Origin of the sequence: Duganella sp. Root198D2, assembly GCF_001428585.1 — a bacterium.
GTDB lineage: Bacteria > Pseudomonadota > Gammaproteobacteria > Burkholderiales > Burkholderiaceae_D > Rugamonas.
Map to the genome: position 1 here is coordinate 29,333 of NZ_LMIC01000014.1, position 16,531 is coordinate 45,863.

Consider the following 16,531-nt stretch of genomic DNA (forward strand, 5'->3'; position numbering starts at 1 on the left):
TGACCGGAGTTTCCCGTAATGCGTATCGCCTTAGTTGCTGCCCTGATGTTAACCGCCTTGTCGTCCCGGGCCGATGTGGGCCTGGTGGGCACCCTGAAAGACAAGGCCCTGTTAGCGGTCAACGGCGGCGCACCACGGACTTTCCCGGTTGGCGCCACGCTACCTGATGGTAGCAGACTGGTTGGCGTAACGTCGGGCGAGGCAACTATTGAAGAAGGCGGCAAGCGTTATACCATCCGCCTGGGCGAGTACGCGGCATCCAAGGCAAATGGTGGCGGCAATTCGATGGTGCTGTCGCCCGATACGAACGGCCACTACTCGGTGGCTGGCGAGATCAATGGCGTGCCGGTGAAAATGATGCTCGATACCGGCGCTACGCTGGTGTCGATTCCTGCCGTCCTGGCCGACAAGATGGGCATCGACTACCGCAACAAGGGCCGCCGCGCCACCACCCAGACTGCGGCCGGCACGGCGCCGGTGTGGATTGTGAAGCTGGACAAGGTAAAGGTTGGCGATTTTGAATTCGCCAACGTGGATGGCTCCATCAACGAAGCCGGCCTGAACGTGATCCTGCTCGGGAATTCGGTCCTCAAGCGGCTTGATATGAAGACGGAGTCGGGGACCCTGACGCTGACAAAGCGTTTTTAGCATACAGCGCAGCCACCACGTCCGATTGGGTCACGATGCCGGCAAAACGTTCTTCGTGATCGAGCACCGGAATGTGGTGGAAGCCTGAGTCGGCCATCAGCGGCACCAGTTCAGTGATCGGCGTATCGATGCTGGCCGTGCGCGGGTGCCTCACCATGATCTGGCCGACCACTTCCGGCTTTTCCGAATGCGTGGTGCCGGACGGGCGCAGGAAGTCCAGCAGCTGGCGGCGCATGCCGTGGTAATCATCCAGTCCGCCATGCTTCATGAAATCGCTGGTGGTGACGATGCCGATCACGCGCCGCACGCGGTTCAATACCGGCACCGCCGCAATGCGGTGCTGGCGCATTTCGCGCCAGGCATCGGCCAGCGGCGTTGCGAATTCCGCTGTCACCACGTCCTTCGACATGATGTCGCCGCAGGTGATGATGCCGAAGCGGCGCTGGTAGGCGCGCATCTCGGTTTTCAGGAACAGCTCTTCCAGGTCGTCGCGGCTGATGTCCAGTTCCTGGTTGTACTGGCGCAGCACCGCGTCCAGGTCTTCCGGCTGGAAACCGAAGCGCACCGTCGGCACTTCATCCTTGGTCGCATGCGGGTTGGGGTGCGCCAGTTGCTGGCTGTGCGGATAGCGGCGCCCGGTCAGGTTGTTATAGGCGATGGCCGCGAGCACGATCAGCACGCAGTCCAGCAACACCGGACCCAAAGGCAGGCGGTAGCCCATGGCATGCACGGCCGGGCCGCCGATCACCATCATCAGTGCCGTGGCGCCGCCGGGCGGATGCAGGCAGCGCAGCGCGAACATGGCGGCGATCGCCAGCGGCGTTGCCAGGGCGGCGGCCGTCGGTCCCGGGCCGAAGAACTGCACGCAAACCACGCCCATCAAGCCGGACACCACATTGCCGCCGATGACCGCCCAAGGCTGGGCCATCGGGCTGGCTGGCAGGCAGAACAACAGCACGGAAGAAGCGCCTATTGGCGCTACCATCCACATGGCGTTCTCGCCCAGCAGGAAGTGGGCGACGAAGCTGGTTATCAAAAGGCCAAGCAAGGCACCGAAGCTGGCGCGCAAACGCTGGCGCTGGCTGGTATTGCTGCGGGCGGGAAGCAGTGAGAGAAGCACGGATTTCAGCATCCGGCCATTATCCCACGGTTGGCAGCTACTCTCAGCTACCGGCCCCGTGCGACACCAGGTCAAGCGGCAGGCTGGTGGTGTACTTGATCTGCTCCATCGAGAAGGCTGACGAAACGCCGGTCAACTGCGCGGCCTTGATCAGCTTCTTGTAAAAACGGTCATACCCTTCGATATCGGTGGTCACCACCTTCAGCAGGTAGTCGATATCGCCGCTCATGCGGTGGAATTCCTGCACTTCCGGCAGCGCCACCACGGCGGCAGCGAACCTGGCGAGCCACTTTTCATCGTGCTGGCTGGTGCGCACGCTGACGAATACCGTCACCGGCAAGCCCGCCTTGCGGCGGTTGACGATCGCCACGCGGCGGTCGAAATATCCATCCTCTTCCAGCCGCTTCAAACGCTTCCAGCAGGGCGTGGTCGAAAGGCCAACCTTTTCCGCCAGCTCAGCCACGGACAGCGTGCCGTCAACCTGCAGCGCGCCCAGGATCGCGTAATCGTAGCGGTCGAGATCATTCATTTTTGTTTATATCGATATTTGGAATGCTTATTCTACATTAAGGCCTGTTTGAGGTAATTTTGGAATGCCTGATTCACCGCCAGTTCGTAAACTATTGAGTATGAGCAAAGAAATCTACCTCGACGGGAATGCCACCACTTGCGTGCTGCCGGCCGCCATCGACGCAGCGGTGCAAGCCATGCGCGATTGTTTCGGCAATCCCAGCAGCACCCACGCCACCGGCCTGAAGGCCAAGGCCATGATGGACGCCGTGCGCCAGCGCGCCAAGCGCTTGCTGGGCGTGGGCAGCGGCCGCATCATGTTTAATAGCGGCGCCACGGAAGGTATCCAGACCGCCGTGCTGTCGGCACTGTGCGCGCTGCGCGAACGCCGCGAAAACGGTGAAGCTATCGGCAGCCTGCTGGTCTACGGCGCCACCGAACACAAGGCCGTTCCGGAAGCGCTGGCGCACTGGAACCGCTTGCTGGGCCTCGGCCTGGAACTGAAGAAACTGCCGGTCGATGGCGATGGCCGCCATGACCTGGCCGCGCTGCGCGCATTGGCGCCGCAAGCGGCCTTTGTCTGCACCATGGCGGCCAATAATGAAACCGGCGTGGTGTCCGACCTGGTGGGCATCGGCGCGACGCTGGTAGGCAGCAAGGCGCTGTGGATGGTCGATTGCGTACAGGGCCTGGGCAAGCTGCCGCTGGACCTCGGCAACTCCCGCATCGATTACGCACCGTTCTCCGGCCACAAGCTGTACGCGCCAAAAGGCATCGGCATGCTGTACCTGCGCGAAGGCGCCCCATACACCCCGCTGGTGATGGGCGGCGGCCAGGAAGCGGGCCTGCGCTCCGGCACTGAAAACATGGCTGGGATTGCAGCGCTGGGCGCCGTGCTGGCTGCGCTGGAAGAAGGCGGCACCTTCCGCTCGCCGGCGGAGCTGTACGGTTTCCGCGAAAAGCTGGCCGCCAGCCTGCGCGCTGCATTCCCCGGCATCGTGTTCAATGCGCCGTTCGAGAAGGCGTTGCCAACCACCCTTAATTTCTCGGTGCCCGGCCGATCGAGTAAAGAGTTGCTGGACGTGTTTGATGCGGCGAATGTGCGCGTCAGCGCGGGCAGCGCCTGTTCCGCCGCCAAGGCAGCGCCAAGCTATGTGCTTGATGCCATGGGCTTGCCGGTATGGCGCAGCAGCAGCGCAGTACGTATGTCTTTCGGGCCGCTGGCCAGCGAAGAAATCATCAACGAAGCCTGCGCGCGCATCGAGCGATGCGGCCAAGCCTTGCGCGCCGCCGGCAACCTGCCGGAAGGGGTGCTGCAACTGAGCCTGGCTGGCAACCACACCTGGCTCCTGCTGGACGCAGCATCGCGCCAATGCATCGTGGTCGACCATCAAGCCGAACTGGCCGAACGCATCGACAGCCTGTTGCGCAGCCACGGCTACCAGGTCGCGGCCCGCGTGAGCACGCGCGACACCGCAACCGCGCATGACAGCATGGCGTTTGGCGCGCACACGCTGCGCCGCATGACGCTGGACGCGAACCAGCAGGCCTTCCTGCTGTGCAGCGGCGATAAAGTCGATTACGCCTTTACCGGCATGGCACCGTTGGCTGCGCTGGCCGGCAGGATTCCGGACGACGCGCTGCTATGCGCCGGTCGCGAAGAACTGAACGCCTGCTGCACCAGCTTGCGCGCGGAGGAGCAGGGCAGCATGGCAAACGCAGACCTGAACCTGGACAGCATCGCGCTGGCGCGCCTGCTGGAAGCGTATCCGCAAGCGGTGCTGGTGGATGTGCGGGAAGTCTATGAACAAGCCGCCTGCATCCCAGGCGGCCGCGCCGCGCAAAGCGTCCCACTGAGCCGGCTGGCTGCATTCGTGCCGCACTGGCTGGATGCCGCAGAACAGCCGCCGCTGGTTTTCTTCTGTCGCAGCGGTAACCGTAGCGCCAAAGCCGCGCAATGCCTGCGCCGCCTCGGCTATCGCAATGCTTATAGCCTGGGCGGAGGGATTGCCCTGGCATCGCCAGCGCTGGCGCTGGCCGCATGATTTTGTGAGGTTGTATCCTGCTTGCGGCGGCCGTTGGCCGCCGTTTTTTTTAGCGCCTACTTGGCAAAAAAATGGCGCAGGACCAGCACCGCAATCCCGGCCAGCAGCAAGATCCGTGCGAAGCCCTTTTCCCCATCCGAAGTGTCGTTGTCACCGGCTTTAACCAAAGTCGAAGGCGATTCCGGCAAATAACGAATATCGATTGACCAAGGAATTTCCCGCGCGCGCAGTTGCCGGGCCAGGCTTTCGGGGATGGATACCGTGTCACGGACTTGCTGTCCATTCTCCATCGTGAACTGGATGTGGGCTACGTGCTCCTTCTCGGAGCCGCCATTCTTCCGCTTTTTCCATTCGAGTTCGGTGATCTCAGCCGCTGCGGCTACGCCGTGGTCGCGCAGCTTCGAAAATTCCACGCCATGTTTGTGGCCTGTGAACATGAATAATACGGCGAATGTGATCAGGATCCAGGGGAATACGGCACTGCGAAAAACACTAAACATAAGGAGGTTTGGTACATGTATTTGTTAAATAATTAAACAATGTTACCATAAGATAATTTCCCGACCGCTGGCCGGGCCCATCCTGTGCGGTGCTTTATTCGTTGGGGTTTTAATGCCTGGCTGAGTTGAGGCCTTTGACGAAGGATGGAATTCAATACTGGGCGTTTGGTGAGCCGATCGAACAAAGGGAAATGTGGATGAGATGCGACTACGCGCGTTCTTCTCTATCACTGAGTAAACGAATTCGTTCAGACACTACCTTGTGCTTTCAGCGCAGCGAGCTGGCTCAAACGAGATCGGGTAGGGGAAAAGTCGTTGTAACGTGCGTTGACTCAACCCACCAGGCGAATAAGACGCTACGGCCCTATCGTTCGCGGTAATGCGCGATGCGTAGCGCGGCCATAAGTCTGTGCCATAAGTCTGTGCCAGGTCTGTCATTCGGACACGCGAACCGGTCTTTTGATAAAACTCAAGACGGAAAACCGGCTGGTTTTGCGTCTTGAGTTTTATCAAGCGTGAGCGCTATTTGTCCGAATGACAGACCTGGCACCGACTTTGTTGGCACCGACTTTGCAATCGGTCGCCGTCCTCTTTATAGCTTCATCTCCAGCATCGCGCGGAACAAGACGCTGGTTGGGGTGATGGTGGTGTCGCTCCGCCGTCCGGTGGCCTCGACGAAGGACGACTGCGACAGGTTGTCCTGGTGCAGCATGTTCGATGCCGACAGGCGCAGTTGCGTCTTGGGAGTGAACTTCCACAAGCCATATACGTCCAGTGCCCGCTTCGGCACCGAGTAGGCGTACTGCCTGTCGGAGATGCGCACCTCGCCGCCACCCTGGTAGCTGTAGGAGCCGCCCAGTGTCAGCGGAAGCTTGTCCAGCTTCCAGTCCGCACCCACGGTGCCGCTGATTGGAACCTGCTGGTCCAGGCGGTTGTTGGGGCCCGGTACGGTGTCCAGCTTCGACCAGCTGCGCGTCAGGTTGGCGCGCATTTCCACGCCTGGCGCGTCCTTCATGATCGCGCGCAATGGCAGCTTGGCTTCCAGTTCGATGCCGTAGGTGTCGGCGGTGCCGGCGTTGACAGGACGCGAGACCCACACGCCATCGATCAGGTCCACGCGGCGGCGTGTGATGTCTTCGATGCGGCGGGCATAGGTGCTGGCCGACAGCAGGCCGCCGCCTTCGCCCAGATAGTGCTCGAACGCGAGGTCCAGGCCCCAGGCCAGTTCCGGCTTCAGGTTCGGGTTGCCCATGGAGTCTGGCGAAGTCGAGCTGTTGTTGTTGGAGGTGAAGCGGCGCGGGATCAGGTCGCCCACGCCGGGCGCCTTGTAGGTGCGGGTCAGGCCGAAACGCACCTGGTCCTTCTTCTTTTCGCCCAGCTTGTACAGGGTCTGGAACAGCGGGCTCAATACGCTGGAGTTGTTGTCGATGCTGCCGTAGTCAGTGCCGGTGCTCTTGATGTTGACGCCTTCCCAGCGCAGGCCGAAATAGACGGACCAGCGGTCGGTCACATTCCATTCATCCTGCGCGTAGGCGGCGAGGCGCGTGACGTCGGCGGAATAAACTTCGTCGAGGTTCTGTGGGGCGATGCCGGGCGGTGCACGCAGGTATTGTTCGCGCTGGATGCGGTCTTCATCGCGCTTGCTGTAGCCGATGTCCCAGCCGGTCGCCAGCGCATGGCCGGGGACCAGCGGGCTGGAATATTTGCCGGTGCTGCTGAAGCCTTTGTCGGTCGATTCCGATGTGACGGTGCGGGTGCGTTCGAGCAGTGCGCCGCTTTGCAGGTTCGGTGCCTGCACGTTGCGGTGGTTGTAATTGAGGCCTGCTTTCATATCCAGCTTGGCGCCGTCGGCCAGCGGACGCGCCCAGCTCAGGTCCGTGCGGAACAATTCCATGTCGGCCTTGATGGCCTGGTCCAGGGCGCTGAACATTGGCTCGTCGCCGTACGCGGTGGTGGTGCGCTCGGAGTTTTGGGCGCGGAAGCGGTTGACCGCAATGAAGCTCTGCGAGGTGATCACGTCGCCCGGCTTGATCGCGTAGTTCACTCGCGGCGCGAGGTTGAGGTTGCGGAATGAGCCTTTGCTGGTGGCTTCGGCACGGCGCAGCAGGGGCGCGCTGCCGGTGGCTTCGGTGATGGTGTGGCTTGGGCGATCAAAATCGCCGTGCAGGAAGCCGCCGCCGATGGAGTACGACCAAGGGCCTTTGCGGTCCGACATCTGCAGGTTGACGCTGGCGCCGGGTTGGCCGTTGTCCGCTTGCAGTCCGGCCTTGATTTCGGTCTGCGCCGTGGAGATGGCTTTCTTCAGCACGATGTTGATGCCGCCGGCAATCGCCTGGGTGCTGAATTCCGCCGTGGCGGCGCGCATGACTTCAATACGTTCGATCATGTCCGGTGTCAGCGAGTCGAGCGAGAAGCCTGGCGGCGCCGGTTCGCCATTCAGCATGATGGAGGTGTAGCCGCTGCCCAGGCCGCGCATGCGGATGTTGCCGCCGCGGCCCTGCACGCCGTCCAGCGTAATGCCCGGCAGGCGCTTGAGCACTTCGCCGATGCTGGTGTCGCCATTTTTCAGGATCTCTTCCTGCGTCACGACGATCTTGGTGGCGGTGTCGTTGCGGCGGATATCCATCGCCGCGCTGCCTTTGATCTCAACCTTGGGCGTGGCTTTGTCGGATGCGGCTTGCTCTTGTGCGTAAGCGCCGTTCAGCGCCTGGACGATGAGCAGGAGGGGGAGGGCGATTTTCTTCATGCAAATGGCGGTGGCTTTTGGGAAACATGACAGGATACACTGCCAACCGTTAACCCGGCAGTTATTCAATTTTCAGGCCGCCGGCTTAGCAAAAAAAAACGTGCTCTTGCCGAGGTGAAATTCTCGCTGATCTTTAACGGACCCATATGTACGCTAGCGAACAGTCGTAAGTCGTGCGCCCGCCTAACATGCCTTGGACCATACTGCCCGTCTGCGCGGCAGTTCTAAGAATAAGTGTGAGGCCCACCCTTGAAAGAGCATCCTTTTTTATGGCCGGCCGCAAGTGCCGGGTTCAAGGAATCAGAATCGGGGTCCCTTGAAAAAGGGACCGGTGAGGAAGACGATTTGCCCCTGCGCGGTGAGCTGTTCAGCGCGCAGCAAATGGAACAGCATGGCCGTGCACTGGCTGCAAGCCATGAACTCAGCAAGCGCGGTGGCGGGGACCGCCTGCTTGCGCGGCTCAGTGAAAACGAAGCGCTGATCGGTTCAACCTGCGAAGGCCTGACCGAAGCGGTCAAGGAAGGCCGGCAGATCACGCCCGCTTCCGAATGGCTGCTGGATAACTTCTACCTGATCGAAGACCAGATCCGCACCGCGCGGCGCCACCTGCCGAAAGACTACAGCAAGGAATTGCCGCGCCTGGCCAAAGGCGCGCCGCAGGGCACGCCGCGCGTCTACCAGATCGCGCTGGAGATCATTGCCCATGGCGACGGCCGCGTTGATCCGGAGAGCCTGAGCCGTTTCGTGGAAGCCTACCAGGAAGTGGCGACGCTGAAACTGGGCGAGCTGTGGGCGATCCCGATCATGCTGCGCCTGGCGTTGATCGAGAACCTGCGCCGGGTGGCTGCGCGCGTGGCGGAAAACCGCTTCCAGCGCGACCTGGCCAATAGCTGGGCCGACCAGATGGTGGAGATCGCCGACAAGAATCCGAGCGGCTTGATCCTGCTGGTGGCCGACATGGCGCGCTCCGAGCCGCCGATCACCAGCGGCTTCGTGGCCGAACTGGCGCGCCGCTTGCAAGGGCAAAGCCCGGTGCTGACCCTGGCGCTGAACTGGATCACCTACCGCCTGGCGGAAACCGGCCAGACCATCGAGCAGCAGATCCAGGCCGAAATCCATATGCAGGCTGCGGAGCAGGTGTCGATTGCCAACAGCATCGGCAGCCTGCGCTTCCTCAGCACCATGGACTGGCAGGAGTTTGTCGAGACCATGAGCGTGGTCGAGCAGACCTTGCGCCAGGATCCTGCCGGTACTTATCCGGACATGGACTTTTCCACGCGCGACCAGTACCGCCACAGCGTGGAACGCATGGCGCGCTATTCGCAGGCAACGGAGGCGGAGGTGGCGCAGCAGGCGCTCGAGCTGGCGCGCACGCGGGCCGGCGACCTTGACACACGCCTGCATCACGTAGGCTATTACCTGGTGGGCGAAGGCATGCTGCTGATGGAGCGCCAGGTCGGCGTGCGCCTGCCGCCCCTGCGCTCGCTGAAGCGCACCATGCGCACCTCGCCGCTGTTGTCCTATCTCGGCGCGATCGGCGCACTGTCCGTGATCGCCACTGCGCTGATGCTGGAACGCGCCTGGCGCGATGGCGTGCAGCCGTGGGCGCTGGTGGTACTGGGCATCCTTGGCCTGATGGGCAGCAGCCAGCTGGCACTGGCCCTGGTCAACTGGGTCGCCACGCTGTTTGTCGAGCCGCGGCCATTGCCGCGCATGGACTTCCAGAACGGCGTGCCGCCGGATGCGCGCACCGTGGTGGTGGTGCCAACCTTGCTGTTCAGCCGTGAAAACGTCGATGAACTTTGCGAGCAGCTTGAAGTGCGCTTCCTTGCCAACCGCGACCCCAACCTGCGTTTTTGCCTGCTGACCGACTTCGCCGATGCGCAGGAAGAGACGCTGCCGACCGATGCAGCTTTGACCGAGCGTGCGGCCGCCAATATCGCGCGCCTGAACCTGAAATATACGGAGCAGGGCGGGCCGGCGCCTTTCCTGCTGCTGCATCGCGCGCGCCGCTGGAACGCGGCGCAGCGGGCCTGGATGGGCGAGGAGCGCAAGCGCGGCAAGCTGTCCGACCTGAACCGCTTCATGCGCGGCGGGGCGCAGGATGCCTTCTCGCTGATCGTTGGCGATATCGACGACCTGCCTGCCTTTAAGTATGTGATCACGCTGGATAGCGACACCCAGTTGCCGCGCGATGCGGCACGCCAGTTTGTCGCTACCATGCGCCATCCGCTCAACCTGCCGCGTATCGACCAGCGCCTGCGGCGCGTGGTGGCCGGCTATGGCATCCTGCAGCCGCGGGTGGCAGTCAGCTTGCCGAGCGAAGACGCGTCGCGCTATGAAAAGCTGTGCGGCGGCGAGCCTGGCATCGATCCCTATACCCGTACCGTCAGCGACGTATACCAGGACGTGTTTGCCGAAGGCTCTTTCATCGGCAAGGGTATCTACGATGTCGACGTGTTCGAGGAAGTACTGGGCCGGCGCTTGCCGCATAACCGCATCCTGAGCCACGACTTGCTGGAAGGCTGCTACCTGCGCGCCGGCCTGCTGAGCGATGCGCAGCTCTATGAACATTACCCGGCGCGCTATCGCGATGACGTGAGCCGGCGCCAGCGCTGGATGCGTGGCGACTGGCAATTGCTGCCATGGCTGATGCGGCGCGTGCCGCTGGCCGGCGGCAAGCACGAAAGCAATCCGCTGTCCGCCCTGTCGCGCTGGAAGCTGTTCGACAACCTGCGCCGCAGCCTGGTGGCGCCGGTCCTGACATTGTCGCTGCTGATGGCTTTTGCCGCCCTGCCGCATCCATGGTTCTGGGCCTTGGCCGTGCTGGCGATTATCTTCCTGCCGCCGCTGGTGAGCGCCGTCTACGATTTGCTGCACAAGCCGGACGACACGCTGTGGAGCCAGCATGCGCCGGCATCGCTGCGCCGCAGCGGCTTGCAGTTCGCGCACGCACTGCTGACGCTGGTGTTCCTGCCGTATGAAGCCTACATCAGCCTGGATGCCATCGTGCGCACCGGCTGGCGCCTGCTGGTATCGCGGCGCCGTTTGCTGGAATGGCGTGCGTCCGGGCTGTCGCGCTCGGGCACCAGCCTGGCCAGCAACTGGCGCACCATGTGGATTGCGCCGCTGCTGGCCCTGGGTGCCGGGGCTGGCCTGGCGGTACTGCGCCCGCAGGCGTTTCAGGCGGCGCTGATTTTCGTCGCTGCCTGGTTCGCATCGCCGCTGGTGGCCTGGTGGATCAGCCTTCCCATTGCACGCGTGCAGCGGGCCTTGAAGGAAGACCAGAACCAGTTCCTGCACAAGCTGTCGCGCAAGACCTGGCTGTGGTTTGAGACCTTTGTCGGCCCGGAAGACAACTGGCTGCCGCCCGATAATATGCAGGAGCATCCGACCCAGGTGGTGGCGCACCGTACCTCGCCCACCAATATGGGGATGGCGCTGCTGGCCAACCTGACCGCTTACGATTTCGGCTACATTAGCGGCGCCCAGCTGGCGGCACGCACGGCCAGCACCCTGGACAGCATGGCGCAGCTGGAGCGGCACCAGGGCCACTTCTACAACTGGTACGACACCCAGTCGATGAAGCCGCTGCACCCGATCTATATTTCCACCGTCGACAGCGGCAACCTGGCAGGCCACCTGCTCACGCTGCAGGCTGGCCTGGTCGGCATTGCCGAACTGCCCATCGTGCACCCGAACCTGGCGCAAGGCCTGGCCACTACCTGTTCCCTGCTGCGCGAAGCCGCTGCTTCGGCCGGCAGTGTGGCGGCCGATGCGCTGGCCGCGCTGGAGGCAGCCGTTGCTGCGCCGCCGGCGGCCTATCCGCCAAGCCTGCGGCAGGCGCGCAGCTGGCTGGTGCGCGCTTGCGAAGGCGCCGAACAATTCCTGCGCCAGGCGTCGGTGCCGCTCGACCCGCAGGTAGCCGCATGGGCTGGCGCCCTGCATTCGCAATGCCGCAGCATGCTGGAAGAGCTGGATGGCTTCGCGCCCTGGATCACGGCGCAAACCGAGGCGCAATACGACACCACGCTCGATCGCGTGCCGACCCTGCGTGAACTGGCCAGCTGGCCTTTGCCCGGCGCCGCGCTGAGCGACCTGGCGCCGGACGAGCGCGAACGCCAGCAGCAGCTGGCAACGCTGGTGGAGCAGGGGGCGGCACGCGCGCGCGAACGGCTCGACATGCTGAACCGCCTGTCGCACCAGGCCAATGAATTCGCCCAGTGCGAGTATGGCTTCCTGTACAACCAGACCACGAAATTGCTGGCTATCGGCTACAACCTGAGCGAGCGGCGACTGGATGCGAGCTGCTACGACTTGCTGGCCTCCGAAGTGCGGCTGGCCAGTTTCGTCGCCATCGCGCAAGGGCAGCTGCCGCAGGAGCACTGGTTCGCCATGGGGCGCCAGCTGTGCATGGTGCATGGCCAGCCGGTACTGCTGTCGTGGAGCGGCTCGATGTTCGAGTACCTGATGCCGCTGCTGGTGATGCCGACCTACCCAAGTACGCTGCTGGAGCAGACATACCAATCGGTGGTGGCGGCGCAAGTGGAATACGCAAAGCAGCGCAACGTGCCGTGGGGGATTTCGGAGTCGGGCTACAACACCACCGACGCGGCGCTGAACTACCAGTACCGCGCATTCGGCGTGCCGGGCATCGGCCTGAAGCGCGGCCTGGCGGAAGATCTGGTGGTAGCGCCCTACGCCACCATGCTTGGCCTGATGGTCGATCCTGATAGCTCCTGCCAGAACCTGCAGAAGATGGCGGCCATGGGCTTCATGGGCCGCTACGGCTTTTACGAGGCGATCGATTACACGGCGGCGCGCCTGCCGCGCGGCCAGCAATACGCCATCATCAAGTCCTTCATGGTGCACCACCAGGGTATGGGCCTCCTGGCGCTGAGCTATGTGCTGAACGATCGCCCGATGCAGCGCCGGTTCGAATCCGACCCGCTGCTGCAATCGACCTTGCTGGTGCTGCAGGAGCGCAGCCCGCGCATCGGCGCCTTCCATTCGGCCAGCGCGGAGCAGGCCTCGGTGCGCAGCACGGTGCCGGACCAGGCTGCGCCGATGCGGATCACAAGCCAGCATACGCCGGCGGTGCCGGAAACCCAGCTCCTGTCGAATGGCCGCTACCATGTGATGGTGAGCAGCGCCGGCGGCAGCTACAGCCGCTGGAACAATCTTGCGGTGACGCGCTGGCGCGAGGACAGCACGCGCGACAACTGGGGCCAGTTCTGCTACGTGCAGGATGTGGAGGACGGTGCGGTTTGGTCCACCACATACCAGCCGACCCAGGCCGAGCCGAAACGGCTGGAAGTGATCTTCTCCGAAGGCCGGGCCGAGTTCCGCCGCAGCGACAACGAGATCGAACTGTACACGGAAATCGTGGTATCGCCGGAAGATGATATCGAGATGCGGCGCACGCGAATTTCCAACCATTCCGACCGGCGCCGCACCATCGAGGTCACCAGCTTCGGCGAAGTGGTGATGGCGCCGGCGCCGGCCGATAACGCGCACCAGGCGTTCAGCAAGCTGTTCGTGCAGACCGAGATCGTGGAAGACGAAAGCGCCATCCTGTGCACGCGCCGTCCGCGCGGCAAGGACGAAAAGACGCCATACCTGCTGCACGTGATGACGGTGCACGATGCGCAGGTGCAGCAGGTGTCGTATGAAACCGACCGCGCGCGCTTCATAGGCCGCGGCAACACGGCGCAGCTGCCGTTGGCGGTGCAGCAGCCGGGGCCGCTGTCCGGCAGCGAGGGTTCGGTGCTCGATCCGGTGGTGGCGATCCGCTACCGCATTGCGCTGGAGCCGGGCCAGGTGTCGGTGGTCGACGTGGTGACCGGCATGACCGATACGCGCGACGCGGCGCAATACCTGATCGACAAGTACCAGGACCGCCACATGGCGGACCGCGTGTTCGAACTGGCATGGACCCATAGCCAGGTGGTGCTGCGGCAGCTGAATGCCAGCGAGGCCGAGGCCCAGTTGTATGCGCGGCTGGCCAACCATGTGATTTATCCAAATGCGGCGCTGCGGGCGGACTCCGGCATCCTGATCCGCAACCAGCGCGGCCAGTCCGGCCTGTGGGCCTATGCGATTTCCGGCGACTTGCCGATCGTGCTGATGGAAATCCGCGATGCCGCCAATATCGAACTGGCGCGGCAGCTGGTGCAGGCGCACGCCTACTGGCGCCTGAAAGGGCTGGTGGTGGACCTGGTGATCTGGTACGAAGACCGTTCCGGCTACCGCCAGGCGCTGCATGACCAGATCATGGGGCTGATTGCGTCGGGCCTGGATGCGCAGGCGATCGACCGGCCGGGCGGCATCTTCGTGCGGCCGACGGAAGGCATCGCACCGGAAGACCGCGTGCTGCTGCAGACCGTGGCACGCGTAGTGCTGAGCGATGAACGCGGCACGCTGGCCGATCAATTGAAGCGCGGCGTGGCGCCCACGCTGCGCATGCCGCCGTTGATGGCGGAAGGGCGCTCCGAGCCGGCGGAGCGTGACGCTGCAGCGGGCGTGACCTTGCCGGACGACCTGATCCTGGTGAACGGCCTGGGCGGCTTTACGCCGGACGGCAAGGAGTATGTCATCGCCACCGGTGCCGGGCAGCGCACGCCGCTGCCATGGTCGAATGTGATCGCCAACGCGCAATTCGGCAGTGTGGTGTCGGAAAGCGGCCAGGCCTATACCTGGCAGGAGAATGCACACGAATTCCGCCTGACGCCATGGCATAACGATCCGGTATCGGATTCGAGCGGCGAGGCGTTCTACCTGCGCGATGAGCAGAGCGGCCGTTTCTGGTCGCCGTCTGCCTTGCCTGCGCCGGGCGCCGGCAGCTACCTGACGCGCCATGGCTTCGGCTATTCCTCGTTCGAATACGCAGAAGCCGGCATCAGCAGCCGCATGACCACCTTCGTGGCGCTGGACGCGCCGGTGCGCTACACGGTGATCCGCGTACGCAATGATTCCGACGCGGTGCGCAAGCTGTCGGTGACGGGCTATGTCGAGTGGGTGCTGGGCGATATGCGCTCCAAGTCGGGCATGCATATCGTGACCGAGATCGATCCGGTGAGCGGCGCGCTGTTTGCGCGCAATGCCTACAACACCGAATTCTCCGGCCGCGTAGCCTTCTTCAATGCCGACGCTTCGGTGCGCACCGTGACGTGCGATCGTACCGAATTCATCGGCCGCAATGGCAGCCTGGCGCGGCCGGCGGCGCTGCGGCGGGTGCGTTTGTCGGGCAAGGCCGGCGCCGGGCTCGATGCCTGCGCAGCGATTCAGGCGCCGTTCGAATTGCAGCCGGGGCAGGAACGCGAGATTGTGTTCGTGCTGGGCATGGGCGGCCGCCGCAACGCCGACGCCACCAATGTGGTGCAGCGCCATGGCGGGCGCGGCGCGGCGCTGCAGGCGCTGGGCGAAGTGCATGAACATTGGGACAAGGTGCTGGGCGCGGTGCAGGTCCAGACGCCCGAGCCGGAACTGGACGTGCTGGCCAACGGCTGGCTGATGTACCAGACCATCGCCTGCCGCATGTGGGCGCGCAGCGGCTACTACCAGAGCGGCGGCGCGTTCGGCTTCCGCGACCAGCTGCAGGATGCGATGGCGATGGTGCACACGCGCCCCGATATCCTGCGCGAGCACCTGGTCCTGTGCGCGGCGCACCAGTTCGTGGAAGGCGATGTGCAGCACTGGTGGCATCCGCCATCCGACCGCGGCGTACGCACGCACTGCTCGGACGACTACCTGTGGCTGCCGCTTGCAGCCTGGCGCTATGTCTCTAGTACCGGCGACCTGTCGGTGCTGGACGAGCAGGCGCATTACCTGGAAGGCCGTCCGGTGCAGCCGGAAGAAGACTCCTATTACGACATGCCGGGCCGCTCGGCCCATGCCGGCGACCTGTACGAACACTGCGTGCGCGCCATCCGGAATGGCCTGCGCTTCGGCGAGCATGGTTTGCCGCTGATCGGTTCCTGCGACTGGAACGATGGCATGGACAAGGTCGGCGAACATGGCAAGGGCGAGAGCGTGTGGCTGGCCTGGTTCCTGATCGAAGTGCTGCAGCGCTTTGCCGAAGTGGCGGAGAAGCGCGATGATGCCTCCTTCGCCAACGAATGCCGCGAGCAGGCCAGACAGCTTGCCGCCAACATCGAAGCCAATGCCTGGGACGGCCAGTGGTACCGCCGCGCCTATTTCGACGACGGCACGCCGCTCGGCTCCGCGCAGAACGAGGAATGCCAGATCGATTCGATTTCGCAAAGCTGGGGCGTGCTGACCGGCGCCGCCGACAAGGCGCGCGTGGAAGGCGCAATGGAGCAGGTGGAAGCACGGCTGGTGCGGCGTGATTTCGGCCTGATCCAGCTGCTTGACCCGCCGTTCGACAAGGCCGACCTGAACCCCGGCTACATCCGCGGCTACGTGCCGGGCGTGCGCGAGAACGGCGGGCAGTACACGCACGCTGCCATCTGGACCGTGATGGCCTTTGCGCGGCTGGGCGACGTGGAACGCGCCTGGGACCTGATGCGGATGATCAACCCGGTACGGCACGGCTCCAGCGCGGAAACCTGCGCACGCTACAAGGTGGAGCCGTATGTGGTGACCGCCGACGTGTATGCCGTCGAACCGCATGTGGGCCGCGGCGGCTGGAGCTGGTACACCGGTTCTTCCGGCTGGATGTACCGCCTGCTGCTGGAATCCCTGCTCGGCCTGACGCGCCAGGCCGACAAGCTGCTATTGGCCCCGCGCCTGCCGGCCGCGTGGCCGGGCTTCACGCTGCACTACCGCTACGGCAGCAGCACCTACATCCTGCGCGTCACCCGCGGCGAAGCGAGCGCCGCGCCAACAGAGATTGCGCTGGTCGACGATGGCACAACCTACGAGATAGATATAAAGGTGTAATTTGAAAGTCGGGGTCAGGTCTGGCAATCGGACATTTTGCTGCGCAAAATGTCCGATTGCC

The 16,531-nt window shown here is 63.7% G+C and carries 8 protein-coding genes; 4 read left to right on the forward strand and 4 right to left on the reverse strand.

The genetic code is table 11. The features are described from left to right. Positions 1–18: 18 nt before the first annotated feature. Positions 19–648 (forward strand): TIGR02281 family clan AA aspartic protease, encoded by a 630-nt coding sequence (locus ASE26_RS15230; RefSeq protein WP_055928354.1) that lies wholly within the window; start codon positions 19–21, stop codon positions 646–648. Here ASE26_RS15230 and ASE26_RS15235 read toward each other — a convergent pair. Both ASE26_RS15235 and ASE26_RS15240 read right to left on the reverse strand, forming a co-directional pair. Beyond that, positions 590–1,780, reverse strand: coding sequence for an HPP family protein (locus tag ASE26_RS15235; protein ID WP_057246507.1), 1,191 nt, complete (start codon positions 1,778–1,780; stop codon positions 590–592). The two genes, ASE26_RS15230 and ASE26_RS15235, sit on opposite strands and share 59 nt — an antisense overlap. Positions 1,781–1,811: 31 nt before the next feature. Continuing rightward, positions 1,812–2,297: an Lrp/AsnC family transcriptional regulator gene (locus tag ASE26_RS15240; protein ID WP_055928360.1), complete on the reverse strand. Its 486-nt coding sequence runs from the start codon at positions 2,295–2,297 to the stop codon at positions 1,812–1,814. 100 nt (positions 2,298–2,397) lie between these two features. Here ASE26_RS15240 and ASE26_RS15245 point away from each other — a divergent pair, with 100 nt between their 5' ends. Next, positions 2,398–4,323: an aminotransferase class V-fold PLP-dependent enzyme gene (locus tag ASE26_RS15245; RefSeq protein ID WP_057246508.1), complete on the forward strand. Its 1,926-nt coding sequence runs from the start codon at positions 2,398–2,400 to the stop codon at positions 4,321–4,323. Positions 4,324–4,379: 56 nt separating this feature from the next. Here the strand turns inward: ASE26_RS15245 and ASE26_RS15250 are convergent, their stop codons facing one another. Next, on the reverse strand, positions 4,380–4,823 hold the full coding sequence (locus ASE26_RS15250; RefSeq protein ID WP_055928365.1) for a DUF3592 domain-containing protein: 444 nt from the start codon (positions 4,821–4,823) through the stop codon (positions 4,380–4,382). A 125-nt stretch (positions 4,824–4,948) separates the two neighbouring features. On the opposite strand from ASE26_RS15250, the gene ASE26_RS32060 reads away from it, so the two are divergent. Beyond that, a complete protein-coding gene (locus tag ASE26_RS32060; RefSeq protein WP_373922077.1) occupies positions 4,949–5,203 on the forward strand; it encodes an STY0301 family protein in 255 nt (84 codons plus the stop codon). 212 nt (positions 5,204–5,415) lie between these two features. Here the strand turns inward: ASE26_RS32060 and ASE26_RS15255 are convergent, their stop codons facing one another. Next, positions 5,416–7,569: a TonB-dependent siderophore receptor gene (locus tag ASE26_RS15255; RefSeq protein ID WP_055928367.1), complete on the reverse strand. Its 2,154-nt coding sequence runs from the start codon at positions 7,567–7,569 to the stop codon at positions 5,416–5,418. A 345-nt stretch (positions 7,570–7,914) separates the two neighbouring features. On the opposite strand from ASE26_RS15255, the gene ASE26_RS15260 reads away from it, so the two are divergent. Beyond that, complete coding sequence (locus ASE26_RS15260) at positions 7,915–16,470, forward strand: GH36-type glycosyl hydrolase domain-containing protein (protein WP_373922419.1); 8,556 nt, start codon at positions 7,915–7,917, stop codon at positions 16,468–16,470. The last annotated feature ends 61 nt before the right edge of the window (positions 16,471–16,531 follow it).

What these genes read in the sequence shown, in the direction of transcription:
- ASE26_RS15230 (WP_055928354.1), top strand. Translation starts at nt 19, where the DNA reads ATGCGTATCGCCTTAGTTGCTGCCCTGATGTTAACCGCCTTGTCGTCC.
- ASE26_RS15235 (WP_057246507.1), bottom strand. Translation starts at nt 1,780, where the DNA reads ATGCTGAAATCCGTGCTTCTCTCACTGCTTCCCGCCCGCAGCAATACC.
- ASE26_RS15240 (WP_055928360.1), bottom strand. Translation starts at nt 2,297, where the DNA reads ATGAATGATCTCGACCGCTACGATTACGCGATCCTGGGCGCGCTGCAG.
- ASE26_RS15245 (WP_057246508.1), top strand. Translation starts at nt 2,398, where the DNA reads ATGAGCAAAGAAATCTACCTCGACGGGAATGCCACCACTTGCGTGCTG.
- ASE26_RS15250 (WP_055928365.1), bottom strand. Translation starts at nt 4,823, where the DNA reads ATGTTTAGTGTTTTTCGCAGTGCCGTATTCCCCTGGATCCTGATCACA.
- ASE26_RS15255 (WP_055928367.1), bottom strand. Translation starts at nt 7,569, where the DNA reads ATGAAGAAAATCGCCCTCCCCCTCCTGCTCATCGTCCAGGCGCTGAAC.